17 protein-coding genes are annotated in these 25,014 nt (G+C 70.6%); 10 read left to right on the top strand and 7 right to left on the bottom strand.

The window, feature by feature from the left end; genetic code table 11:
• Window positions 1-167 precede the first annotated feature (167 nt).
• Complete coding sequence (locus AB0P17_RS35040; protein ID WP_365817589.1) at window positions 168-3,125, bottom strand: glycoside hydrolase family 48 protein; 2,958 nt, start codon at window positions 3,123-3,125, stop codon at window positions 168-170.
• Window positions 3,126-3,395: 270 nt separating this feature from the next.
• On the opposite strand from AB0P17_RS35040, the gene AB0P17_RS35035 reads away from it, so the two are divergent.
• The 4 genes from AB0P17_RS35035 to AB0P17_RS35020 all read left to right on the top strand — a co-directional run bounded on the left by AB0P17_RS35035 (window position 3,396) and on the right by AB0P17_RS35020 (window position 8,419).
• Window positions 3,396-4,895 carry a cellulose binding domain-containing protein gene (locus tag AB0P17_RS35035; protein WP_365817545.1) on the top strand — a complete coding sequence of 500 codons (1,500 nt, stop codon included), beginning with the start codon at window positions 3,396-3,398 and terminating at the stop codon, window positions 4,893-4,895.
• The gene (locus tag AB0P17_RS35030) at window positions 4,892-6,640 is read left to right on the top strand and encodes a glycoside hydrolase family 6 protein (RefSeq protein WP_365817543.1); all 1,749 of its coding nucleotides are present in this window, start codon (window positions 4,892-4,894) and stop codon (window positions 6,638-6,640) included. Before AB0P17_RS35035 ends, AB0P17_RS35030 begins: the two co-directional genes overlap by 4 nt.
• A gap of 156 nt (window positions 6,641-6,796) precedes the next feature.
• Complete coding sequence (gene htpX, locus AB0P17_RS35025; protein WP_365817541.1) at window positions 6,797-7,702, top strand: zinc metalloprotease HtpX; 906 nt, start codon at window positions 6,797-6,799, stop codon at window positions 7,700-7,702.
• Window positions 7,703-7,828: 126 nt separating this feature from the next.
• Complete coding sequence (locus AB0P17_RS35020; protein ID WP_365817539.1) at window positions 7,829-8,419, top strand: hypothetical protein; 591 nt, start codon at window positions 7,829-7,831, stop codon at window positions 8,417-8,419.
• 38 nt (window positions 8,420-8,457) lie between these two features.
• Here AB0P17_RS35020 and AB0P17_RS35015 read toward each other — a convergent pair whose 3' ends face one another.
• Both AB0P17_RS35015 and AB0P17_RS35010 read right to left on the bottom strand, forming a co-directional pair.
• Entirely contained in the window at window positions 8,458-9,315 is an 858-nt protein-coding gene (locus AB0P17_RS35015) for an SMP-30/gluconolactonase/LRE family protein (RefSeq protein WP_365817537.1), read from the bottom strand.
• An 81-nt stretch (window positions 9,316-9,396) separates the two neighbouring features.
• Window positions 9,397-10,221: a helix-turn-helix transcriptional regulator gene (locus AB0P17_RS35010; protein WP_365817535.1), complete on the bottom strand. Its 825-nt coding sequence runs from the start codon at window positions 10,219-10,221 to the stop codon at window positions 9,397-9,399.
• A 134-nt stretch (window positions 10,222-10,355) separates the two neighbouring features.
• Between AB0P17_RS35010 and AB0P17_RS35005 the strand changes: the two genes are divergently transcribed.
• Window positions 10,356-11,297, top strand: a complete 942-nt coding sequence (locus AB0P17_RS35005) for a hypothetical protein (protein ID WP_365817533.1) — start codon at window positions 10,356-10,358, stop codon at window positions 11,295-11,297.
• A 157-nt stretch (window positions 11,298-11,454) separates the two neighbouring features.
• Here the strand turns inward: AB0P17_RS35005 and AB0P17_RS35000 are convergent, their stop codons facing one another.
• Entirely contained in the window at window positions 11,455-12,450 is a 996-nt protein-coding gene (locus tag AB0P17_RS35000) for a LacI family DNA-binding transcriptional regulator (RefSeq protein WP_365817587.1), read from the bottom strand.
• Between the two features lie 405 nt (window positions 12,451-12,855).
• Between AB0P17_RS35000 and AB0P17_RS34995 the strand changes: the two genes are divergently transcribed.
• From AB0P17_RS34995 to AB0P17_RS34975, 5 genes are all read left to right on the top strand, one after another.
• Window positions 12,856-13,779 (top strand): sugar ABC transporter permease, encoded by a 924-nt coding sequence (locus AB0P17_RS34995; protein WP_365817531.1) that lies wholly within the window; start codon window positions 12,856-12,858, stop codon window positions 13,777-13,779.
• Between the two features lie 2 nt (window positions 13,780-13,781).
• Window positions 13,782-14,726, top strand: coding sequence for a carbohydrate ABC transporter permease (locus AB0P17_RS34990; RefSeq protein ID WP_365817529.1), 945 nt, complete (start codon window positions 13,782-13,784; stop codon window positions 14,724-14,726).
• Between the two features lie 90 nt (window positions 14,727-14,816).
• Window positions 14,817-16,157: an extracellular solute-binding protein gene (locus AB0P17_RS34985; RefSeq protein WP_365817527.1), complete on the top strand. Its 1,341-nt coding sequence runs from the start codon at window positions 14,817-14,819 to the stop codon at window positions 16,155-16,157.
• A 109-nt stretch (window positions 16,158-16,266) separates the two neighbouring features.
• The gene (locus AB0P17_RS34980) at window positions 16,267-18,318 is read left to right on the top strand and encodes a beta-galactosidase (RefSeq protein ID WP_365817525.1); all 2,052 of its coding nucleotides are present in this window, start codon (window positions 16,267-16,269) and stop codon (window positions 18,316-18,318) included.
• Window positions 18,319-18,463: 145 nt separating this feature from the next.
• Window positions 18,464-20,503: an RICIN domain-containing protein gene (locus AB0P17_RS34975; protein WP_365817523.1), complete on the top strand. Its 2,040-nt coding sequence runs from the start codon at window positions 18,464-18,466 to the stop codon at window positions 20,501-20,503.
• A gap of 122 nt (window positions 20,504-20,625) precedes the next feature.
• Here AB0P17_RS34975 and AB0P17_RS34970 read toward each other — a convergent pair whose 3' ends face one another.
• The 3 genes from AB0P17_RS34970 to AB0P17_RS34960 all read right to left on the bottom strand — a co-directional run bounded on the left by AB0P17_RS34970 (window position 20,626) and on the right by AB0P17_RS34960 (window position 25,010).
• Window positions 20,626-22,992, bottom strand: coding sequence for a CBM35 domain-containing protein (locus tag AB0P17_RS34970; protein ID WP_365817585.1), 2,367 nt, complete (start codon window positions 22,990-22,992; stop codon window positions 20,626-20,628).
• A gap of 216 nt (window positions 22,993-23,208) precedes the next feature.
• Window positions 23,209-24,087 (bottom strand): carbohydrate ABC transporter permease, encoded by an 879-nt coding sequence (locus tag AB0P17_RS34965; protein ID WP_365817521.1) that lies wholly within the window; start codon window positions 24,085-24,087, stop codon window positions 23,209-23,211.
• Window positions 24,084-25,010, bottom strand: a complete 927-nt coding sequence (locus AB0P17_RS34960) for a sugar ABC transporter permease (RefSeq protein WP_365817519.1) — start codon at window positions 25,008-25,010, stop codon at window positions 24,084-24,086. The genes AB0P17_RS34965 and AB0P17_RS34960 overlap by 4 nt, the downstream gene beginning before the upstream one ends.
• Window positions 25,011-25,014 lie beyond the last annotated feature (4 nt).

Below are 25,014 nucleotides of genomic sequence, written 5' to 3'. Positions count from 1 at the left end.
TGTACGCCATAAATACATCAAACGGTCGTAAAGGAACGGTGTCTGAAGGGAGTTGAGGGCCGCCCCGGTGAACACGCCACCGCGCATGGCGCGGAGAGCCCCGGCGGGCGACAGCCGGGACCCTCCGCCGTCATGCGGTGGCGCTGTTCCTCACACCCCCCGTGGCGCTATTCGAAGAGGTCGGAGTACGAGCCGAGGGCGAGCGCGATGTCCGCCTGTGCCCAGAAGCGGTGGTAGGTGAAGGTGGGCGCGGCGCCGCCCTTGAGGTACGCCTCGACCTTCGACCAGGCCGGGTCGCTCTCGTAGAAGGACCGGATCGACAGGAAGGTGGAGTTCGCGTCGATCCGGTCGCCGTTCGGCATGGTGCCGGTCCAGCCGCTCGGGATGTAGACCGGGTCGTCGAACCGGCTGTAGTCCGCGCGGGTCTCGGGGACCGCGATGCCCAGCGCGTCCCGGTGGTGGTCCCACATGCCGTCCAGCAGCGCCTTGGCGGTGGTCTTCGCCGCCGCGTGGCCGGACTTCGCCGCGTAGTACGAGAGGGTCTTGGCGTACGCGGCGGCCACGCCCACGTCGTTGGTGTAGTCCGCGACGGTGACATGCAGCCCGGTGTTGGCGCCGGGGCTGGTGGCGTTCCAGGTGTCGGGCTTGCCGGACCACTGGAGGGTCGACGGGATCAGATACGTACCGTCCGGGTTGACGGTGGTCTTGGACAGGGCCCAGGTGACCCACTTGTCCAGCACCGCCTTGGCGGCGGCATCACCCGTACGGTTGTAGTACTCGGCCACGCGCTCCATGGACCACGCCTGGAAGCCGAACCACTGGTTGGACGGCGGGTCGTGGTAGACCGGGGCCTCGTCGTAGTACATGCCGTAGAACGTCGGGGTCCCGGCCGGGGGCGTCGCGTACCGGCCCTGCCAGCTGTTGGTGGCGCCGCCCGCGATCCCGCCCTCGGAGGACTGGAGCCAGCGGTAGAACTCCACCTGGCGCTTGAGGCTGGTGGACCAGTCCTGCTGGCCGGTGGCCGACTTCGGCTTGAGATCGGCGTACGAGCTGAGCGCCCACGCCGCCATCGGGTTCTGGTAGCCGCTGTGGCTGAAACTGGAGCCGATGCGCCAGGCCCAGCCGGCCGAGGCGTCGGTGGCCCCGCCCCAGGCGTAGTACCAGGAGAGCAGGTAGTGCGAGCTGTTCTTGCCGCTGCCCGCGGGGCAGGCGCTCTCGCCCACGCAGTCGCCGACCTTCTTGAAGTACTTGTCGTACATGGCGTAGCGGAGGTAGTCGCCCATCTTCGCGGCCTTGGCGACATTGGCCGAGACGGCGCTTCCCCTGCCCTGCTCCTTGGCCCATTCCGAGGCCCAGTAGGCGGCCTGGACGACGCGGGCGTCGGCGTCGGGGGCGTTGGTGAACTTCCACTGCTTGGCGTACGAGGCGTCCTTGGTGAAGAGGTCCAGATAGCCGTTGGTGCCGCCGTACTTGAACGCGTCGCAGGTGGGCTGGGTGACGGTCTCCCAGACCGACTCCTGCGGCCCGCGCTGGAAGGTGTTGATGTAGGAGGGGCCCTGATCGGTGGGGCCTGCCTCGCACGTGCCGGGGGCGTTGCCGTATCCGTAGACGTTGTCGACGTCCTGGATCCAGTGCATGCCGTAGATGTCGTCGGTGCCGTACGCGCTCTTCAGCTCGGCCGCGATGGGGTCGTTGCCCACCGGGATGTTGCTGTTGAGCTGTGAGGGGTACTGCGAGGGCAGATCCTGCTCGGGCGCGTAGGTGGCGGGCTTCGAGGCGTTGTAGAAGCTGTTGGTCGGCTGGTCGGCGTGGGTGGGGATCATGTACTTCTCCATGATGTCCCACGCGCCGTTGAACCTGGTCCAGTCGCCGGTGACCTTGCCGTACATCGCCTGGAGCCAGATCAGGTAGCTGTACGCCTCCGAGGTCGTCTCATGGCCCTGGTCGGGTGCCTCGACGATCAGCGTCTCGACGGAGTGGTACGGGATCCCCTCGGGCGAGAAGTAGCCGGCGGCCGGGTCGGTGATCTTGCCGTACAGCTCCAGGAACCGGGCGTCGTACGTGGTCGACGCGGCGAGCTGGGTGACGGTCACCTCCGCCTTGGCCTGTCCGGTGGCGCTCGCGGTGAAGGTGGCCGCGCCGGTGCCGGTGGCCGCGGCGGTGACGGTCACCTGCTGGGTGGTGCTCCAGTTGGCGGGCGTGAAGGTGAGGGCGGAGCCCGCGGTGACCGTCAGGCCGGTGTTGCCCGCGGTGCGGGCCACGGTGACGTTGACGTTCGCGCTCGGCTGGGTGGAGAGCTTGACGGCGAAGGTGCCCGTCTTCCCCTGCTGCACGCCGAGCTGGCCGGGCGTCGCGACGATCGCGGGGCCCGCGGTGACCCGTACCCCGACAGGGGTGGACTCGGCGGCGGCGCCCTGGCCGTCGTACGCCTTGGCGTAGAGCGAGAGGTCGCCCGCCGGGACATTGGTGTAGTCGAAGGTGTACGGCGAGGTGGTGTCGGTGCCGAGCAGCGTGGTGTCGCTGTAGAACTCGACCTTGGTGATGCCCGCGCCGTCGGCCGCCGCGGCGGTGGCGGCCATCGGGATGGTGCCGCCCGCGGTGAACAGCGCGCCGGGGGCCGGGCCGGTCAGTACGGCGATGGGCGGCTGGTGCGCGCCCGTGCAGGTCACGCCGTTGACGGCGAAGACGGTGGGCGCGGCGTTGGTGCCGCTGTAGGTGAAGTTGGCGCCGGCGGAGGCCGAGGCACCGGGCGCGATGGTGCCGTTGTGCGCGGCGTTCCTGACGGTGACGTTCTTGCCGGACTGCGACCAGGTGCCGTTCCAGCCGCTGGTGAGCGTCTGGTTGCCGGCGTACCCGTAGGTGAGGGTCCAGCCGGAGACGGCCTCCGTGCCCCGGTTGGTGATCGTCAGATCGGCGGTGAAACCGGAACCCCAGTCATTCGTCTTGTAGTCGACTCCGCACTGGACCGCGGCGGCCTGTGCGGGTGTGCCGGTGACCGCGGTCAGACCGAGAGGCAGGGAGAGGGCGGCGGCGAGGGCAATGAGCACCCGACGGGGTCCGCGCGGCCCGCGGACCCTTCTGGGCGGGGTTGACGCGCCTGGTGGCGAGCCTCGTGAGCCGAGCATGCCGAGCATGGAGGGGTCCTCCTCGCGGTCCGGTGCGGGTGGGGGGAAGGGGACTCGAACCAGTGGGAGCGCTCCCAAGCGTCGAGCGGGACCGTGCACCTGTCAAGTCTTTGAACAAGACGCACGTCCGGGCGAGTTGACAGGTAAAAGAATTCAACGGGGCTGTTGACTCACGCCACTTCGGCGCTAACGTCGAAGCCAACCAGTGGGAGCGCTTCCATCAGTCGTACGCCGTGTCAGGCGGCGTGCGGGCCATCGAGGAGTCGCTCCATGCGAGCACCACCACGCCTCTGCGCACTGCTGGCCGCGACGGCCCTGGCCGTCTCGGGAACAGTCGCCACGCAGGCGGCCGCGTCGGGAACCGCGGCCGGCTGCACCGTCGAGTACCGCACCACCGGTCAGTGGGACGCCGGCTTCCAGGGCGACGTCACACTGACCAACCACGGGTCCCCGGTCGAGAGCTGGTCCCTCACCTTCGACTTCCCGGGTACGCAGAAGGTGACCCAGGGCTGGAACGGGAAGTGGTCGCAGTCGGGCAGGACCGTGACCGCGGTCAACGAGAGCTGGAACGGCCGGATCCCCACCGGCGGCTCGGTGAGCGCGGGGTTCACCGCGTCCTGGTCGGGGTCCAATCCCGCGCCCACCGCCTTCAAGGTCAACGGCGTGGCGTGCGGGGGCGACACGGGTCCCGGCGACCCGACCGATCCGACAGAACCCCCCACCGAGCCACCGACCGACCCGCCCGCCCCGGGCGGCGCACCGCCCCAGCTCCGTGTCTCGGGGAACAAGCTGGTCGACCAGAACGGCGCCACCCGCCGCATGCTCGGCGTCAACCGCTCCGGCGGTGAGTTCATGTGCGTCCAGGGCTACGGCTTCTTCGACGGACCGGTGGACGACGCGTCGGTCCGGGCCATCGCGGACTGGAAGGTGAACACCGTACGGGTCCCCCTCAACGAGGAGTGCTGGCTCGGGCTCCCGAACGTGAACGCGGCCTACTCCGGCGCGAACTACATCGCGGCGGTCAAGGCGTACGTGGCCAGGCTGGAGGCGCACGGCATCACACCGGTGGTCGAACTCCACTGGTCCCACGGGAAGTACACCGGCGGTGACAGTCACTGTCCGGACACCGAGTACGCGACCTGCCAGAAGCCGATGCCGAACGCGCAGTACACACCGGCGTTCTGGTCCTCGGTCGCCCAGACCTTCAAGGACGACCGGGCGGTGGTCTTCGACCTCTTCAACGAGCCCTTCCCGGACCGCGCCACCAGCAGCACGGACGCCGCGTGGACCTGCTGGCGCGACGGCGGGAGCTGCCCCGGCATCGACTTCCGGGTCGCCGGGATGCAGTCCCTGCTCGACGCGGTGCGGGCGACCGGAGCCCGGAACCTGGTGCTGATCCCCGGCATCGCCTACTCGAACGACATGCGTCAGTGGCTGAAGTACCGGCCGTCCGATCCGGCGGGCAACACGGCCGCCGCCTGGCACACGTACAACTTCAACACCTGCTCGAACGAGAGCTGCTGGAACGAACAGCTCGCTCCGGTGCTCGCCCAAGTGCCCCTCGTGGCAGGCGAGATCGGCGAGAACACCTGCTCGCACGGGTACATCGACCGGGTCATGACCTGGCTGGACGGCCGGGGCGCGTCCTACCTCGGCTGGACCTGGAACACCTGGGACTGTTCCTCGGGCCCCGCTCTGATCAGCGACTACAACGGCACGCCGACCTCCTTCGGCGCCGGACTCCGTGACCATCTGAAGGGACTCTCATGAGCCGCACCATCACCCCTCCGCGCCGAGCACGGACGGCGGTGCTCGCCGCGCTGGCGCTGGTCGCCGCCGCGACCGGCACGGCGACCGTGCTGCAAGGGCCGGCCGCTGCCGCGGCGGCCGGCTGCACGGTCGACTACAAGGTCCAGAGCTCCTGGAACGGCGGCTTCTCCGCCGCCGTCGCCGTCACCAACACCGGTGACGCGGTCAGCTCCTGGAAGCTGGAGTGGAGCTTCGCGGGCAACCAGAAGGTGACCCAGGGCTGGAGCTCCACCATCACCCAGAGCGGGACGGCGGTCTCCGCCACCAACACCTCCTGGAACGGCACACTGTCCACCGGCGCCTCGGCCTCCTTCGGCTTCAACGCCGATGTCACCGGCACGAACGCGGTCCCCACCACGTTCAAGCTCAACGGCGTCACCTGCAACGTGCCCGGCGGTGGCACCCCCTCCGACCCGCCGACGACCCCGCCGACCACCCCGCCGACCGGGCCGAGCGCCAGGGTCGACAACCCGTACGCGGGCGCCGGGGTGTACGTGAACCCGGAGTGGTCGCGCAAGGCGGCCGCCGAGCCGGGCGGCACCAAGGTCTCCAACCAGCCGACCGGGGTCTGGCTGGACCGGATCGCGGCCATCAACGGCGTGAACGGCGGGATGGGGCTGCGCGCCCACCTCGACGAGGCGCTGCGGCAGGCGGCGGGCAACCCGTTCGTCATCCAGCTCGTGATCTACAACCTGCCGGGCCGTGACTGCGCCGCGCTCGCCTCCAACGGCGAGCTGGGCCCGACGGAGATCACCCGCTACCAGCGGGAGTACATCGACCCGATCGCCGCGATCCTCGCCGACACCAAGTACGCGAACCTGCGGATCGTGACCACGGTCGAGATCGACTCCCTGCCCAACCTCGTCACCAACGTCTCGCCGCGGCCCACCGTCACCCCCCAGTGCGACGTGATGAAGGCGAACGGCAACTACATCAAGGGCGTCGGTTACGCCCTGAACAAGCTGGGCGCCGTCGCCAACGTCTACAACTACGTGGACGCCGGACACCACGGCTGGATCGGCTGGGACGACAACTTCAACGCCTCGGCGCAGATCTTCAAGCAGGCCGCGACCGCCGAGGGCAGCACGGTCGACAAGGTCGCCGGGTTCATCGTCAACACCGCCAACTACGGTGCGACGAAGGAGAACAACTTCACCATCAACGACAGCGTGGCCGGCAAGTCGGTCCGTGAGTCGAAGTGGGTGGACTGGAACCGCTACGTCGACGAGCAGTCGTTCGCCCAGGCCTTCCGCCAGGAGTTGGTGGGCGTCGGTTTCCAGTCCGGCATCGGCATGCTGATCGACACCTCGCGCAACGGCTGGGGCGGCTCCGCCCGGCCCGCCGGACCCGGCGCGCAGAGCACCGTGGACACGTATGTGGACGGCGGGCGCTACGACCGCAGGATCCACCTGGGCAACTGGTGCAACCAGTCCGGAGCCGGGCTCGGCGAACGGCCGAAGGCCGCTCCCGCCGCCGGGATCGACGCGTACGTCTGGATGAAGCCCCCGGGCGAGTCCGACGGTGCGAGCAAGGTCATCCCGAACGACCAGGGCAAGGGTTTCGACCGGATGTGCGACCCGACGTACGAGGGCAACCCGCGCAACAACAACCACATGTCGGGGGCCCTGCCCAACGCGCCGCTCTCGGGTGACTGGTTCTCCGCGCAGTTCCAGGAGCTGCTGAAGAACGCCTACCCGGCGCTGTAACACCCCCGCGCGACACCCACTCGATTCCCCCCACGCGGAAGAGGACCGGCGGGCCCCTGTCAGGGGTCCGCCGGTTCCGTCGTCCATATGGGGCTCTTATTCCGTTTGCCCGGGAAAGGAGGAAAATAGCAGGAGGGAGAGTGAGTGGAGGCGACGATGACACGGAACCGCTACACCCCGGACCGCGGTCTGACCACGCGCATGGTGACCACCATGTTCCTGATCGGCCTGCTGTACGTGGTCCTGGTCGGTGTGCTGCTGGCGGTGCTGAACCACGCCTGGCCGATCATCCTGATCTTCGTCGGCGGTCTGTTCGTCGCGCAGTTCTGGTTCAGCGACAGGATCGCGGCGTTCAGCATGGGCGCCCGCGAGGTGACGCCCGAGGAGGCGCCCGCCCTGCACGGCGCCGTCGACCGGATCTGCGCGCTGGCCGACATGCCCAAGCCCCGCGTCGCCATCGCGCAGAGTGACATGCCCAACGCCTTCGCCACCGGGCGCAACGAACGCAGCGCGCTGATCTGCGCCACGACCGGGCTGCTGCGCCGACTGGAGCCGGAGGAACTGGAAGGCGTCCTCGCCCATGAGATGTCGCACGTGGCGCACCGCGATGTCGCCGTGATGACCATCGCCTCGTTCCTCGGTGTGCTCGCGGGCCTGATCACCCGGATCTCCCTGTGGGGCGGACTGGCCAGGAACGCCCGCAACGCGGGCCCCGCCGGGATCGCGATCATGCTGATTCCGCTGGTCAGCGCGGTGGTGTACGCGGTCGGCTTTCTGCTGACCCGGCTGCTCTCCCGTTACCGTGAGCTGTCGGCGGACCGGACCGCCGCGCTGCTCACCGGCCGGCCCTCCGCGCTGGCGTCCGCGCTGACCAAGGTCAGCGGCCAGATGGCGCGGATCCCTACCGAGGACCTGCGGAAGGCGGAGCCGTACAACGCGTTCTACTTCGTCCCGGCCTTCTCCTCCGAGGAAAGCCTCGGCCGGCTGCTCTCCTCGCACCCGACACTCGAACAGCGGCTGGAGCAGCTCGCCCGCATCTCCGCCGAACTCGCCCGCCCGTGACCGCCCCCGCCTCCGCCCCCTCTGCCGACTCCGCCTCCGCCTCCGCCTCCGCCTCCGCCTCCGCCTCCGGTCATGTTCTCCCGCCCGGTCCGGGCGCCCCGCCCACCCCGTGAAGGAGCTGGTCCCGTGGGCCTTCTCGACACCATTCTCGGCCGCAGCAAGCCCGTCCGCCCCCAGCTCGACCAGCTCTTCTCCCTCCCGTCCGCCGCGCTCACCCTGGAGGCGGGCGCGGGGTACGTGCCCACCGGGCTCGGCTCGGTGTGCTTCGCGGGCGTCGAGGGCGGCGGATTCGCGCGGATCCGGCAGGACGTACGGGAGCTGCTGGACGCGGACACCGCGCGGGAGCGGGCCGGGGCGCCGGTCACCTTCAGCCAGGACCCGTACGGCTACACCTGGCTGCTCTCACAACGGCCCCCCGATGACACGGCCTCCCTGGTCAACGATCTGCACGCGGTGAACACACTGCTCCAGGACGGCGGTTTCGGCCCGCAGCTGCTCTGCTCCCTGATCGGCTTCCGGGACACGGAACGGCGGCCCCTGGCGCTGGTCTATCTCTACAAGCGCGGCACGTTCTATCCGTTCGCCCCGCTGCCCGGCGGCGCCGAGAAGCGGGACAACCAACGGGAACTGCAGGTCAGAGCGGTGCTCGGGGACGATCTGCGGATCGAGCCCGACCTCGCGCGCTGGTTCCCCGTCTGGGGCGCGCCGGGGCTGTGAGCCGCGTTCTCCGGGCTTCTCGCGGCTTCTCCCGGCCGTTATCCGGCGTACGGCAGCGGCGCGCGCCCGGCGATCCCCGGTTCGACGACGAACACGGCGCCCGCCGCCGGGTCCTCGTCGTCCGGCACGTTCTCGCGCGAGGTGGTGATGAACAGCCGCCGGTAGTCGTCGCCGCCGAAGGCGCAGGCGCTGACCTGGCGGGCGTTCACCTCCACCACGGTGTCGAGCGCGCCCTGGGGGGTGTAGCGGCGGACCGCGGAGCCGCCCCAGAGCGCGACCCACACGCCACCCTCGGCGTCCACCGTGATCCCGTCGGGCGCACCGTCGGCCGGGTCGACGCGCACCCAGGGCTCGGGGGTGGCGAACAGGCCGGTCACGGGGTCGACCGTCACCCGGGCGACGCTCTGGGTGGGAGTGTCGACGTAGTAGGCGAAGTCGCCCGCCGGGGACCAGGCCAGACCGTTGGAGATGGTCACGCCGGTGTGGACGACGGAGGTCTCGCCGCCGGGCGTGAGCCGGAAGATCCGGCCGGCGCCGGGGCGGACGTCGTACGCCATCGACCCGCAGTAGAAGTTGCCGGCCGGGTCGCAGCCGCCCTCGTTCATCCGGATGGTGGGATCGCTCCAGAGCTCCTCGCCGCGGGTCACCGTGCCGTCCGCCGCGATCAGCGCGAAGCCGCGCTCGACGGCCGCGACGACACCACCGGAGCTGCGGGGCCGCCAGGCCGCGGCGACCTCGCCGAGGTGGTGGCGTTCGGGGGCCTCGCCGCCGTCGGCGCCGAAGGTCAGCAGGTCACCGGCGAGCATGTCGACCACCCTCAGCCGGCCGGTCCCGGGGTCCCATCCGGGCCCTTCCCCGTGGTAGGTGACGACTCCGGTCCACTGCTCCGCGCGCATGCCCGCCCCTCTCGCCAGGTCACCGTGGTGATCACCGCATGCTAACGGGTCGTGGCGCGGGCCCTCCGGGGATCCGGCCGGTCAGCGCGCGGCCAGTTTCCGCAGGGCGCGTTCCTCGCGCGTGCCGGGGGCCGCGGTGTAGACGAGCAGGCTCAGCTCCGTGTCCTGCGGGAAGTGGGTGATCTCGTACGAGAGGGTCAGCGGGCCGGCCTCCGGGTGGTCGATGCGCTTGAGCCCGAACGCCTTGGTCCGTACGGTGTGCCGCGCCCAGTGGTGCCGGAACTCCGGGCTCCTGGCCTTGAGTTCGTCGACGAGTTCCCACAGTTCGGGGTCGTCGGGGAAGGCTCCGGCCGCGATCCGGAGATGGCCGACGGCCTCGCGGGCGATCATGTCGCGGTCGGGATAGCGGCCGCCGATCTCCGTGTCCAGGAGATGCAGCCGGCACAGATTGCGCTCGCGCGGCGGCAGTTGGCCGAAGTCGGTGATGAGGCCGCATACCGGGCGGTTCCAGGCGAGGACGTCCATCCGGCGGCCGAGGACCAGCGCGGGTGCGCTGATCCAGTCGAGCAGCCGCCGCATCTCGGGGCGCACCCCGCCGTCCCCGGACGGTTCCCCGGTGGCCGCCTTCCGGGGGCGGGCGAGCCGGAAGAGGTGGTCGCGCTCGTCCCGGTCCATCCGCAGGGCGTCGGCGACGGCCCCCAGGACCGCGTCGGAGACACTGCGATTGCGGCCCTGTTCCAGCCGTACGTAGTAGTCGACGCTCACGCCCGCCAGATGCGCCAGCTCCTCCCTGCGCAGCCCGGGCACCCGGCGGAGTCCGGACCCGGAGGCGAATCCGACATCCTCCGGCCGGATCCGGGCCCGGCGCGAGCGCAGGAACTCTCCCAACTCTCCTTGTTTCCCCATGGTGTTCATTGTCCTTCCTGGTTCCACCGGTACCTGGGTACGCCCTTACCCAGGTACGGCAGGGCATCGGGAGCGGCCGCCTCGCCGGGCGAGCATGAGGGGGAAGGGAACCGGTCCACGGACGGAGGCCAGCGGTGCGCGCACGGGACGGCAGGGACAGTGGGGGCGGCAGCGGGGGCGGCCAGGGCGGTGCCGGCAAGAGCGGCACGGGCCGGGGTGGCGGGGCCCGGTACCGCGGGGGCGTACGGCGGCGCGTGTGCGTGGCCGGGGCGCTCGCGACGCTGCTGGCCGGGGCAGTGGCACCCACCGCCGGGGCCGCGGCACCCGTCACCGGGGCCGCCGCGGGCAGTGTCCCGCCGCCCGACCCGGCGCCGGGCGGCCCGCAGCGCCCGTACGAGCCCGATGTCCCTGGCCCCGAGAACCTCGACTCCCTGACCGCGCGGGTCACTTCGGACGGTGCGACCCCGCGCGGCGTACGGGTCGCCTTCGACCGGGTCAGCCGTACGGAGTCCGGGGGGCCGCCCGCGGCCGCGCGCCGTTTTGTCTTCCTCTTCGACGCGTCGCTCGGCTTCCGCCCCGACGCGTTCCCGCGGTGCGCGCGCCCGGTGATCGAGGAGCGCGGCGCGGCGGCCTGCCCCGAGGGTTCGCTGGTGGGGCGGGGCACCTCGCACGCCTACCCGGCGGGCACCGCGGAGGTCCTCGCCTTCAACACCCGGCACCCCGGCGGGGCGCGCGGCGCCCTGGTCGTGATCCCCGCGACCGGCGCGATCCTGGAACTCACCTGGGAGCGGGTCACCGGCCCCTACCGGCAGCAGGGCTACGGGTGGGCCCTCGACGAGATCCTGCCGCCGACCGCGGTCCCGCCCGGCGAGCGGGTCGGGACCAGCCGCTTCGAGCTGGAGTGGGGCGCCGTCCGGCGGACCGGCGGGCGCCCGGTCAGCTTCGCCGAAACCTCGGCGCGCCCCGGCGGGACGCTGCGGATCGGGCTGTGGAGCTCGTTCGTCACCGGGCAGGTGGCGTTGCCGTGGACCACCGCGCGGTGGCAGGCCGCATCGGGGGAGCGGCCTGCCGCCTGACACGGGGCGGGCGGCACGGGTGAGCGGCGGAACCGCTCCACCCCCGTGCCGCCCGCCCTCGTACCGCCCGAGCCGCCCGCCCTCGTACCGCCCGTGCCGCCCGCCCTCGTACCGCCCGAGCCGTCGCCCCCGTGCCGCCCGAGCCGTCGCCGCCGGCTCAGGCCCCGGGCCGGGGCGGCGGCGCGGTGGACCGGCGGATCACCATCCGGGTGGGGACGAGGGTGGTGCCGCGCTCCTCCTCGCGTGTGTTGATCTGGCGCAGCACGCCCTCCACACAGAGCCGTCCCGCCTCGGTGAAGTCCTGGTGGACGGTGGTGAGCGGCGGAATGTACGAACCGGCGTCCGGGATGTCGTCGAAGCCGACCACGCTCACCTCGCCGGGCACCGCGCGGCCCGACTCGTGCAGCGCGCGCAGCAGGCCGAGCGCCATCTGGTCGTTGGCCGCGAAGACCGCCGTGCACTCCGGCTCGGCGGCCAGCCGCAGCCCCGCCCGGTACCCCGACTCCGCCGACCAGTCGCCGCGCAGCGGCGGGGGCACCGGACACCCCGCCTCGCGCAGGGTGGCACGCCAGGCGTCGGCCCGCCGCTGCGCGGCGAAGGACTCCTCGGGTCCGGCGAGATGCCAGACCGTCGGGTGCCCCAGACCGAGCAGATGGCGCACCGCCTGGCGGGCGCCGCCCGCCTGATCGACGTCCACCACGCTGTAGCGGTCCCCGGCGTTCGAGTCCGCGACCACCACACCGACGTTGGGGGGCAGCGTGACCGTCGCGGCGTCCAGCAGATGCACCTCCATGATCACGATGATGGCGTCCACGGCCAGCTCGCCCAGCCGTGTGAAGGCGCCCCGCACCTGGTCCTGGGTGGGCACGGCGACCGGGAGCAGCGTCGTGGCGTACCCCTGCTGCGCCGCCGCGGTGGCGATGGCGTCGAGGGTGCGGACATTGCCGGTGGTGGAGAGCGTGAACAGGATGATGCCGATGGTGCGGAACTCGCCGCTCTTCAGGGCGCGGGCCGCGCTGTTGGGGCGGTAGCCCAGCTCCTTCATCGCGGCGAGCACCTCCTGCCGCGTCGCGTCGACCACGCCCGGATGGCCGTTGGAGACCCGGGAGACGGTCTGCGAGGAGACGCCGGCCCGCCGGGCCACGTCCGCCATGGACACCCGGCGCCGCCGGCCTCGCGGCCCCGGGCCCGCCTCGTCCTGCGGCGGCCGTTCGTCCGCGCCCACCGCCCGCCGGGCCCTGTCCACCGTCTCCTCCACTCCCACTCCCGTGTTTCCGTCGCCGTTGCGGCCCGTCGCGCGATCGCGAGCGGGCTCCCGGGGCCCCGTGACTCCGCTCGCCGGTCAACTCGCCGCGGCGCACCGGGCCGTTACCGTCCCGACCTGCTTGATTCAACTGAGACCAGCCGAAATCTTGACGCCTCGCAGGGGCCGATGCAAGCATCCCACCTATCGATGTTTACGTAAACATCAGCGCCGGCGCCCGCTTCGGGCCACGGCTTGATACGGACGTTTCCACCCGGCGGGCCGGGTGCCGAGGACGACCAGCGAGGAACAGCCATGACGACGATGTCACCGCCTTCCACAGCGGGACGCCCCGCCCTGCCACGGGGCCCACGACGCAGGCGGGCCCTGATCGGCTGGGGCTTCATCGGCCCGTTCATGGCGGTCTTCGCGCTGGTCTTCCTCGCACCGATCTGTTATTCGATCTATCTGAGCGTCTTCCGCACCCAGCTCGTCGGCGGCACCTCCTTCGTCGGTTTCGACAACTACCAACGCGCCCTGGAGGACCCGAACTTCTGGTCCGCGCTGGGCAGGGTGACCCTCTTCCTCGCCGTCCAGGTGCCGATCATGCTCGGGATCGCGCTGCTGGTCGCACTGGCCATCGACAGCGGCAGGCTCTACGGGAAGAACTTCTTCCGGATCGCGATCTTCCTGCCGTACGCCGTGCCCGCCGTGGTGGCCGCGCTGATGTGGGGCTTCATGTACGGCACCCGCTTCGGCCTGGTCGGCAACATCAACGACGCCTTCGGCGTCTCGCTGCCCGACCCGCTCTCCTCCGGCCTGGTGCTCGCCTCCATCGGCAACATCGTGACCTGGGAATTCGTCGGCTACAACATGCTGATCTTCTACTCGGCGCTGCGAGTGATCCCGCACTCGCTCTACGAGGCGGCGGAGATCGACGGCGCGGGACAGCTCCGGATCATCGGGGCGATCAAGCTGCCCGCCATCCGGGGCGCGCTGGTCATCGCCACCATCTTCTCGATCATCGGAAGCTTCCAGCTCTTCAACGAGCCGAGCGTCCTCCAGAAGCTGGCGCGCAACACGATCACCACGGACTTCACGCCGAACTTCTACACCTACTCGCTGGCCTTCTCGGGCCAGCAGCACAACTACGCGGCCACGGTGGCGATCATCATGGGGATCTTCACCATGATCATCGCGTATGCCGTACAGCTCCGCGGCATGCGAAAGGAAGCGTGACGATGGGAGCCACCGCCCCTGCCCCCGCTGCCCCGGGCGAGAAGCGCGCGCCCCGTCCCGTCACCGGGCTGCGCACCCCCCGCCCCGGACAACACAGCGTCAACCGCCCGCGCCGCAGTGTGCTGCTCACCGTACTGACCGGGCTGGTCCTGGTCTACGCGCTGGTGCCGCTCGTCTGGCTGGTCATCAACTCGACGAAGACCCAGGCCGGTCTGCTCGGCTCCGCCGGACTCTGGTTCGACAGCGACTTCGCGTTCTTCGGGAACATCGCCGACACCCTCACCTACAACGACGGTGTGTTCGTCCGCTGGCTGCTGAACACACTGCTCTACGTCGTGGTGGGAGCCGGTGGCGCGACCTTCCTCGCGGTGCTCGGCGGCTACGCCCTCGCCAAGTTCGAGTTCCCCGGCAAACGCGCTGTGTTCGCGGTGGTGATCGGCGCCGTCGCCGTTCCCGGTACGGCGCTGGCGGTGCCGACCTTCCTGATGTTCAGCAAGATGGGGCTGACCAACACCCCGTGGGCGGTGATCATCCCTTCGCTGATCTCACCGTTCGGCCTCTACCTGATGTGGGTGTTCGCCGCCGAGGCGATCCCCACCGAGTTGCTGGAGGCCGCCCGGATCGACGGCGCGAGCGAGATCCGTACGTTCTTCACGGTCAGTCTGCCGCTGCTCGCCCCCGGCATCGTGACGGTGCTCCTGTTCACCATGGTGGCGACCTGGAACAACTACTTCCTGCCGCTGATCATGCTGAAGGATCCTGACTGGTACCCGCTCACCCTGGGACTCAACTCCTGGAACGAGCAAGCACAGACCAACGGTGGTGAGGCCATCTTCAACCTGGTGATCACCGGCTCCCTGCTCACCATCGTGCCCCTGATCGCCGCGTTCCTGCTGCTCCAGCGGTACTGGCAGTCGGGGCTCGCCGCCGGAAGCGTCAAGGAGTGACGTCCGCCCCTTCGTTCTCCCGCGATTCCCGCTTTTCCCGCGTTCTCCCAGCTTTCGGCAGTTCTCTGACAACGAAGTGAGATGACTCTGATGTTCAACACAGCGCGCCGGTCCGTGCGCGGCGCAGGTCTGGCCTCCGTACTGGCCCTCGCCCTCACCCTGACGGCCTGCGGCGGTTCCTCCGACGACAACAGCTCCGACTCGGGGAACCCCGACGATGTGAAGGCGGCCCTCGAAAAGGGCGGCGACCTCACGGTCTGGACCTGGGACAGCACCATCCCCAAGGTGGCGAAGGACTTCGAGGCCGCGCACCCCAAGGTGAAGGTGAAGGTCGTCAACGCGGGCACCTCGAAGGACGAGTACACCGCCCTCCAGAACGCGATATCGGCGGGCAAGGGTGTCCCCGATGTGGCGCAGATCGAGTACTTCGCACTGAGCCAGTTCTCCCTCGCCAAGTCCGTCGCCGACCTCGCCCCGTACGGTGCGGACAAGCTCGGCAGCACCTACTCCCCCGGCCCGTGGAACGCCGTCACGTCCGGCGACAGCGTCTTCGGACTGCCGGTGGACTCCGGCCCGATGGCGCTCTACTACAACAAGAAGGTCTTCGACAAGCACAAGATCGCGGTCCCGGCCACCTGGGACGAGTACGTGACGGCGGCCGAGAAGCTGCAGAAGGCCGACCCGAAGGTCTTCATCACCGCCGACACCGGCGAGTCGGGCTTCGCCACCAGCATGATCTGGCAGGCCGGCGGCCACCCGTACAAGGTGGACGGCACCGATGTCAGCATCGACTTCACCGACGCGGGCAGCACCACGTACGCGAAGACCTGGCAGAAGCTCATCGACGGCAAGCTGCTGGCACCCATCACCTCCTGGACCGACGAGTGGTTCAAGGCGCTCGGCGACGGCACCATCGCCACGCTGGCCACCGGTGCCTGGATGCCCACCAACCTCAAGACGGGCGCGCCCGCGGCGTCGGGTGACTGGCGAGTGGCCCCGCTGCCGCAGTGGAAGGCGGGCGCGAAGGCCAGCGCGGAGAGCGGCGGCAGCTCCCTGGCCATCCCCGCCGTGGGCAAGAACAAGGCACTCGCCTACGCGTTCACCGAGTACGCCGCCGCCGGCGCGGGGGTGAAGTCCCGTATCAAGGACGGCGCGTTCCCCGCCACCACCGCCGATCTGACGTCCAAGGAGTTCCTGGACACGAAGTTCGACTACTTCGGCGGCCAGGAGATCAACAAGGTCTTCTCGCAGTCGGCTACCGAGGTCGTGCCCGGCTGGACGTACCTGCCCTTCCAGGTCTACTCGAACTCGATCTTCAACGACACCGTCGGCAAGGCGTACGTCTCCGGCACACCGCTGTCCGACGGCCTCGCCGCCTGGCAGAAGCAGTCCAGTGCCTACGGCACGGAGCAGGGCTTCACCATCAAGTAACGCCGGACGTCCGGGTGGTGGCGGGCGGCGAAGTCGCCGCCCGCCACCACCCGGTGCCCGCGGTCCGCCCGGACCGCGCGGACCCGGCACGATCTTCCCGAGGAGCAAGATGACCCGCGCCCCGTCGCCCCGCTGGCTGCGCCGGCCGCACGACGCCACCGCACCGGGGTTCGCCTACGGCGCCGACTACAACCCGGAGCAGTGGCCGCGCGAGGTGTGGCCCGAAGACATCCGGCTGATGCGCGAGGCCGGTGTGAACATCGTGTCCCTCGCCATCTTCTCCTGGGCCCGCATCCAACCCGGCCCCGATGTCTGGGACTTCGGCTGGCTCGACGAGATCATGGATCTCCTGCACGCCGGCGGGATCTCCGTCGACCTGGCCACGGCGACCGCGTCCCCGCCCCCGTGGCTCACCACGCTGCACCCCGAGATCCTCCCGGTGGGCCCGAAGGGTGAGACGGTGTGGCCGGGCGCCCGCCAGCACTGGCGGCCCACCTCGCCGGTGTTCCGTACATACGCGCTGAAGCTCGTCACCGCCATGGCCGAGCGGTACGGCGACCACCCGGCGCTCGTCGCCTGGCACGTCTCCAACGAGCTGGGCTGTCACAACGTCTACGACTTCTCCGACGACGCGGCCCGCGCGTTCCGGACTTGGCTGGCCGCCCGCTACGGCACGGTCGAGGCGCTCAACCACGCCTGGGGCACGGCCTTCTGGTCCCAGCGCTACACGGAGTGGGAGCAGATCCTGCCGCCCCGGCTGGCCGCCTCGCACCCCAACCCGAGTCAGCAGCTCGACTTCAAGCGTTTCTCCTCGGACGCCCTGAAGGAGCATCTGCGCGCCGAGCGCGAGGTGCTGTACCGGCTCACCCCCGAGGTGCCGGTCACCACCAACTTCATGGTGATGGGCGAGACGAAGGGCATGCACTACGCCGACTGGGCGCACGAGGTGGACTTCGTCTCCAACGACCACTACGTCCACCCGGGCCCGCAGGCCCTCGATGAGCTGTCGTTCTCCGCGAATCTCACGGGCTCGCTCGCGGGCGGGCATCCGTGGTTCCTGATGGAGCACTCCACCAGCGCGGTCAACTGGCAGCGGGTCAACCTGGCCAAGCGCCCGGGCGAGCTGGCCCGCGACTCGCTGCTCCACGTGGCGCACGGCGCCGACGCCGTCTGCTACTTCCAGTGGCGGCAGTCCGCGGCGGGCGCCGAGAAGTACCACTCGGCGATGGTGCCGCACGCCGGTGCCGACAGCGAGGTGTTCCGCTCGGTGACCCGGCTCGGCGCGCTGCTGGGCGAGCTGTCCGAGGTCGCCGGGTCCACCCGGCACCCCGCGCGGGCGGCGATCCTCTTCGACTGGGAGTCGTGGTGGGCCAGCGAACAGGACTCCCACCCGACCTCCCTGCTGCGCTACCGGCAGGAGGCGCTCGACTGGTACTCGGCGTTCCTGGCCCTCGGGGTACGGGCCGACGTCGTGCACCGCGGGGGCGCACTCGACGGCTATGACCTGGTCGTGGCGCCGATCCTGCATGTGGTGCCGCGCGCCCTCGCCAAGGAGCTGAACAGCTTCGTGGAGAACGGCGGCCACCTCGTCACCACCTACTTCTCCGGTGTGGTGGACGAGAACGACCACGCGTGGCTCGGCGGTTACCCGGGCGCGCTGCGCGATCTGCTGGGCATCAGGATCGAGGAGTTCGCACCGCTGCCCGAGGGCCGGAGCGTCACCCTGGACGACGGTTCCACCGGCACGCTGTGGACGGACCCGATCACCCTCACCGACGACGCGGTGGAGGTGCTCGCCTCGTACACCTCCGGCGACCAGGCGGGCCGCCCCGCGATCACCCGGCGCCCGGTGGGCCGGGGGTCCGCCGCGTACGTCTCCACCCGGCTCGGTGCCGACGGGGTACGGGGGGTGCTCGCCCGGCTGCTCGACGGCGCCGGGGTGAGCGGCGAGCTGCCCGCGGCGGCCCGCGGCCGGGTCGAGCTGGTGGTGCGCGGCCACGGCGACACCGCCTACTGGTTCCTCGTCAACCGCACCGACGAGTCCGTCGAACTCCCCGGTGTGGACGGGGCCCTGCTCGCACTCACCGCCGGGGCGGACGAGCGCCCCGCCGGGCAGCCCCTCGTTCTCGGCCCGCGCGGCGTCGCGGTGGTACGCCGCTGAGAGCCTCCACCGCAGATCCGCAGATACCCAGATCCGTAGATCCGCGGATCCGCGGAGAAGGGACGTACGCCCCCGCCCACCCCTCCGACAGGCACGTGCGCAGTTCTCCCCCGATGACGCGACGAGGACAAGGGAAGACCCCACGATGAAGCGACCACGTACCATCCGGTATCTGCCGGCGGCCCTGGCCGTCGTTCTGGCCACCGGCGGTGTACTGGCCGGCGGACCGCTGCCGGTCGCCGCCGCGGCCGAGCCGGGCTCCGCCGTCACCGTACGGCCGGACCCCTCGTACCAGGGACAGGAGTTCGAGGGCTGGGGCACCAGCCTGGTCTGGTTCGCCAACGCCACCGGCGGCTATCCCCCGGCGATCCGCGAGAAGCTCGCCAAGCTGGTCTTCGGCGACGACGGGCTCGCGCTGAACATCGCCCGTTACAACATCGGCGGCGGAAACGCCCCGGACGTACGGGACTACCTGCGCGCGGGTGGTGCGGTGCAGGGCTGGTGGAAGGCGCCGGAGGGCACCACGCGCGAGGACACCACCTGGTGGTCGGCGGACGACCCGGCCGACTGGAATCCGAACGCCGACGCCACGCAGCGCTGGTGGGTGAACCGGATCGCCAAGGACATCACCCACTGGGAGGCGTTCTCCAACTCGCCGCCGTGGTTCATGACCGAGAGCGGCTACGTCTCCGGCAACTTCCAGGCCGGACAGGACCAGCTCAAGCCCGGCTCGGTGGACGACTTCGCGGCGTATCTGACCGGCGCCGTGGAGCGGCTGGAGAAGTCGAGCCGGATCAAGGTCGACACCATCGACCCGTTCAACGAGCCCAACACCTCCTACTGGGGCACCACCCTGGGTCCGGACGGTGAGCCGATCGGCGGCCGGCAGGAGGGCGCCCACATCGGCCCCGAGCGTCAGCAGCAGGTCATCAGGGCGCTCGCGGCGAAGCTGGGCACGTCGAAGACCGACGCGGTGATCTCGGCGATGGACGAGACCAACCCCACCACGTTCGCCCGCAACTGGGAGTCCTACCCGCAGGACGTACGGGACCTGGTCTCACAGCTCAACGTCCACACGTACGGCACCGGGGGCCGGACCACCGCGCGGGACATCGCCAAGGCGGCCGACAAGCCGCTGTGGATGAGCGAGGTCGACGGCGACTGGGGCGACGGCCAGGACTTCACCAGCATGCGTCCGGGGCTCGGGCTCGCCAAGCACATGGTGGACGACCTGCGCGAACTGGAGCCCACCGCCTGGCTGTTCTGGCAGCCGGTGGAGGACTACGACAACATGAAGCCGGGCGGCGAGTCCGCGAAGGGCGGCAACTGGGGCTCCATCCAGGTGCCGTTCAGCTGCGCCGCGCAGGACACCCTGGAGACCTGCCCGGTCCGGACCAACACCAAGTTCAACACGGCCCGGAACTTCACCCACTTCATCAAGCCGGGCGACCGGCTGGTGAAGACCGACGACACCGCGAGCGCGGCGGCCGTCTCCGCCTCCGGGCGGAGCGCCACCGTCGTCCACGTCAACGACACCACCGCGGCGCGCGCCGTGACCGTGGACCTCTCCGGATTCGGCCGGATCGCCCGGGACGCGACGGTCACCCCCGTGGTCACCGACGCGGGCGGCGCCCTCGTCAAGGGTGCTCCGGTGGCCGTGAGGAACGGCGGCGCGACCGTCACCGTACCCGCCCAGTCGGTGACCAGTCTGCTGGTCAAGGGGGTCTCGGGGGTCGCGAAGGACGCCGCGGAGCTCCAGCGTGGGCACAGCTACACCCTGACCGGCGTGGGCAGCGGCAAGTCGCTCGACGTCTCGGACGACGCCACCGGCACCGTCATCCGCACCCCCGACACGGCCGACACCGGCCAGCGGTGGCGGATCGAGAAGGTGTCGAACGGCACCGGCAACCGGGACCGCTACGTCGTACGCGACGCGGAGCGGAAGCTGCGGCTGGCGGTGCGGGACGGGGCCGCCGTGCTGGAGCCGGACCGGGGCAGGGCCGGCGGGGCCGCCCAGTGGATCCTGTCCACCACAGGTGACTCCACCTACACCCTGGTCGGCGCGGAGAGCGGCAAGCTGCTCGAAGTCCCGGGCCAGGCGACGGCGGACGGCTCACGGGTCTCCGTGTGGACGCCCAACTCCGGTACCAACCAGCGCTGGAGGATCACCGACGTGACGTCGTAGCCGGCTTCATGTGCATCGTGTGACGCAGCCGAGGACCGGCCCGGGAGGGCCGGTCCTCGGTCGTTGTGCGGGTATGCCGGGCTGTACCGGCCGCCGGTGCACCCGGCCGCCCGGCCGGTGGGTCAGCCCCGGACCGGGGCCAGCTCGATCCTGTCGATGTTCGGCGCCCAGGCGGACGCGTTCCCGATCGTGAGGGTGTTGGCACCCGGCTTCAGGGTGACCGGGACACCGAGGGTCCAGAAGTCGTCCCAGCTCCAGGTGTTCTTGAAGGTCACCCGCCGGGTGTCGCCGCCGACGGTGATGTCGGCGGTGCGGGACATGATGTCGGTGTTGTAGGCATGGCCGTTGTCACGGCGGTCGTTGTGGCTGTACGAGAGCACCAGGACGTACTGTCCCGCACGGGGCGCGTCGACCGTGAAGGTGGCGGTGCTCGCCGCGCTGTTGCCCAGCCAACCGATGTACGTACCGGCCGAGGCACCGGCGCTCGCCACGAGCCGGGCGCCGCCCGCCAGCGTGGCCCGCTCGCCCTCGTGGGCGACGGATCCGGCCGAGGTGCCCGCGCCCGCCACGTCGAGGGAGCGCAGCGCCGCCCGGCCCGAGGCGGTGATCCGGTTGTTGCCCGCCACGAGGTACAGCTTGAGTGCCCGGTCCGGGGCGGCGGTGACGGTCTCGCCGTGCAGCGAGAGCCGTACGGCGGCGGAGGCGCGTGAGGTCACCGTGTAGTACCCGTCGCGCGGGGCGTACACGTCGAGCACCGCCGTGCCGCCGGAACCCAGGACGAGCGCGCCCGTACCGGTGCCGGTCGCGTCCCGGTAGTCGTAGGACACACTGCCGGAGATGTCGGCGAACGTGGCCTCGTACGCGGTCGCCGGTGTGGTGCGGGCCGTCAGGTCGATCCGGTCGAGGGTGACCTCGCCGGTGCCCTTGGCCAGGGTGAGGGTGTGGCGGCCCGCGGTGAGCTCGACCGTCACGTCCTGCTTCGCCCGGTAGAGCCAGTTCTGGGTGGACGGGTAGCCGACCGTGCGCGCCGCGCCGCCGTCGACCGAGAGCCGCTGGGTGGCCGGGGCGCCGGACTGGTTGCCGTACAGGACCGACAGGTCGTACGGGCCGGTGGCCGGCACGTCGACGGTGAAGTCGACCTTGCTGGCCTCGGTGTTGAGCGAGCCGACGTCCTTGGTGCCGGAGGCCGCGTACCCGTTGGCGTCGGAGACGGTGCCCTGGGTGTAGACCTGACCGCCGGTGATCCGCGCGTCCTCCGCCTCGTACGACGCGGACCACGGCACGGCGGGCGTGGCGGGCACCCCGGAGCCCGCCGGGGTGAGCAGGATCCGGTAGGCGGACATCTTGTCCAGGCCCGTGAGCGGTACGGTCACGGTGCCGTCCGCGGCGACGCGCAGTTTCGTACGGGACAGCACCCGTGGAGCGGCGTGCTGTCCCTCGTAACCGGACCAGGCGGCCTCGGCGACGGTCGCGGTGACCGAGGTCCCGAAGACCGCCGGATCGACCCGGCGCACGGAGACCTCCGCGTCGCCGGACGAGCCGCCCAGCAGCACCTGCGCCTGCCGGCGCGCGGGGTCGGACGAGGCCAGCCCCTGGAGGGTGTCGACGGTGTGGGGGGACGGCGGGGTGACCTTCACGGTCTGCCCGGTCAGGCCCGCGTACCAGCGGAAGAACCACCAGCCGCCGTTGGGGATGTTGGTGTGGACGACGTTGCCGCTGAGGTTGCCGGCGGCGTCCCAGTACGCCTGGTTCGCGGAGACCTTGTTCCGCTCGAACATCGAGACCCACTGGACCAGTTGGCCCGGGACCGACAGGTCACGGCGGTTGGCGTACTCGTCGATGTTGACGGGCAGCGGGCCGATGCCGAGGCTCTTCTCGATGGCGCGGTAGTTGTCGTGGTGGGCTTGGAAGTCCCGCAGCGAGGAGGGGCCGAGCTCGTGCCAGGTGGTGACGTCCGGCAGGACGTTCTCCCTCTTGGCGAAGGTGAGGAAGTCCGTCAGCAGCCGTGTGTGGTAGCCGGACTCGTTGGGCCCCGCGATCCGGGCGTCCGGGTCGATCGCGCGGATCCGCTGGTAGACCGTCTTCCAGTCCTTGAGGAAGCGGTCGCGGTTGACCTCGTACGCCGCCTGGTCGGCGACGCCCAGGTTGTACCAGATCTGGTCGGGCTCGTTGAACGGCACATAGACGAAGTGCTCGCTGTCGGGAGCGGCGGCGATGTCCGCGGTGATCCGGTCCACCTTCGTGAGGTAGTCGTCGATACCGAGGTCCTCGTACGGCCACTTGGCGTACATGTCCTGCATCAGCACGAGGATGTCCCCGCCGCCGTTGCGGAGGAACGACTTCGAGACCGATATCGCGTCCCCGTTGGGGTGCTGCGCCCCGCCCTCCGGCTTCTGCGAGACGCTGGTGAGCTTCAGCGGCGCCAGGGCGGCGTCGCTCGGCACCCCGTCGTCACCCAGCCCGTAGAGCGCGCCGTTCGCGCCGAGCATGACCTCGCCCTCGGGGGCGGCGAGGTCGACGGTGAGCCGCTGGGCCGCGGCCGGGGCGGGCTCCCCGGCCTGGGCGGCGGGCAGGAATCCTGTGGTCAACGCTGCTCCCAGCAAGGTCGCGCCGATGGCGGTGGACGCGCGGTGTCTGGTCCTGCCCGGTGTGCGCGGGATACGGGACGTGCGGGTCGTACTCACTGAACCTCCGGTTGCTCGACGTTACTTGACGGCTCCGCTGGTGATTCCGGACACGATCCTGCGCTGGGCCACCAGGAAGACGGCGACCATCGGCAGGCTCATCACCACCACGTACGCGAAGATGAGGTGCCAGTTGTTGAGGTAGAGCTGCGCTCCGGCGACCTGGTACAGGTTGATGGGCAGGGTCGCCGCGTCCGAGCCGCCGAGAACGAAGAAGGCGTAGAAGATGTCGCTCCAGGCATAGAGCATCACCATGATCGTCGCGGTGGCGATCACCGGCCGCAGCAGCGGCAGGACGACGCGCAGGAAGATCCGCGCCGGCCCGGCGCCGTCGATCCGGGCCGCTTCCTCCAGTTCGGTGGGGATGGTGCGGATGAACCCGGTCATGAAGAAGACCGAGGTGGACAGATACATGCCGGTGTAGACGGCGATCATGCCGGGGCGGGTGCCGGCGAGTCCGAGCTGGCGCAGTTCCATCACGATGGTGATCACGGCGGGCGGCAGCAGGAGGCCGCTGATGGTCAGCGCGTACGCCGCCGAGACCAGCCGGGACGAGCGGCGCGCGAAGACCCAGGCCGCGCCCGCGCCGAGGATCAGCACCAGCGCCACCGAAGGCACCACCACCAGGAGGGAGTTGACGAAGCCCCGGAGCATCTCGCCCTGGCCGACGGCGTCCGCGTAGTTGTCGGCGGGCTGCCACTGCCGGGGCGGATCGAGGCCCGGCCGGACCGCCTCGCCCTGCGGCTTGGCCGAGGTGACGAGGACCAGCCACAGGGGTACGCCGACGGCGACGGCCGCGAGCAGCACCACCAGGACGGGGCGCCCGTGGCGCCAGGCGCGCGACTCCCGGCCGGGGACCGGTGCGCGGCGGGCCGCCGCCGGGGCGTGAGCGGTGGTCACAGCATCTGCTCCCTTCGGCGCAGCCCGATGACGAGGGGGATCGCGATGGCGACCACGATCAGGAAGAGGACGAGGCTCATCGCGGAGGCCTGGGCGTACAGGCCCTGTCCGAAGACCCGGAACATGTAGATGTTGAAGACCTCGGTGGAGGCGGCGGGGCCGCCGCCCGTGGTGGCCTGGACGATGTCGAAGGTGTTCATCGAGCCGATGAGGGCGGTGGTCACGTTGAAGGTGAGGGCGGGCGCGAGCATCGGCCAGCGCACCGAGCGGAAGGTGCGCCAGGGCCCGGCGCCGTCGACCTTCGCGGCCTCCAGCATGTCGCCGGGGATGCCCTTGAGCCCGGCGAGGTAGATCAGCATGGACAGGCCCATCCACTTCCAGCCGTGGATGACGGAGACCAGGACGAGGGTCCAGGTGGTGGAGCCGAGCCAGGGAATGTCCGTGCCGAGCACCGAGTTGACCGCGCCGTCCTGGTCGAGCAGGGCCTGGAAGACGTAGCCGACGGCGAGCGCGGAGATCAGCACGGGCAGGAAGAACACGGCGCGGAAGAAGCGGTTGAAGCGGGAGTCCTGTTCCAGGAGCAGGGCCAGGCCGAGCCCGAAGCCGTTCTGGAAGAGGGCCGCCAGGGCCGCGTAGCCGAGGGTGGTCCTGATGGCCCTGGCCAGGGAGCCGTCCTCGGCGATGGTGGCGAAGTTGTCGAGCCCGGTGAAGGCGATGTCGGGGTGGTACGAGGACCAGTTGGTGAACGGGTAGTAGAAGTTGAGCAGGTTCGGCACCAGGAAGAAGGCGACGAAGAGCACGACCGCCGGCAGCGCGAACCACCAGGGGTGGTGGACGGCCGCGCGGGGCAGCCGTCCCACCGGTTTGCTCTTCCCGCGGGCGGGCGGCGCCGCCTTGCGTGGGCGTATGGCTGTCTCCGCCACGGCT

This window comes from Streptomyces sp. NPDC088124, assembly GCF_040685895.1.
GTDB lineage: Bacteria > Actinomycetota > Actinomycetes > Streptomycetales > Streptomycetaceae > Streptomyces.
The sequence above is the reverse complement of the archived record's forward strand: the minus strand, read 5'-3'. Positions and strand labels throughout refer to the sequence as shown.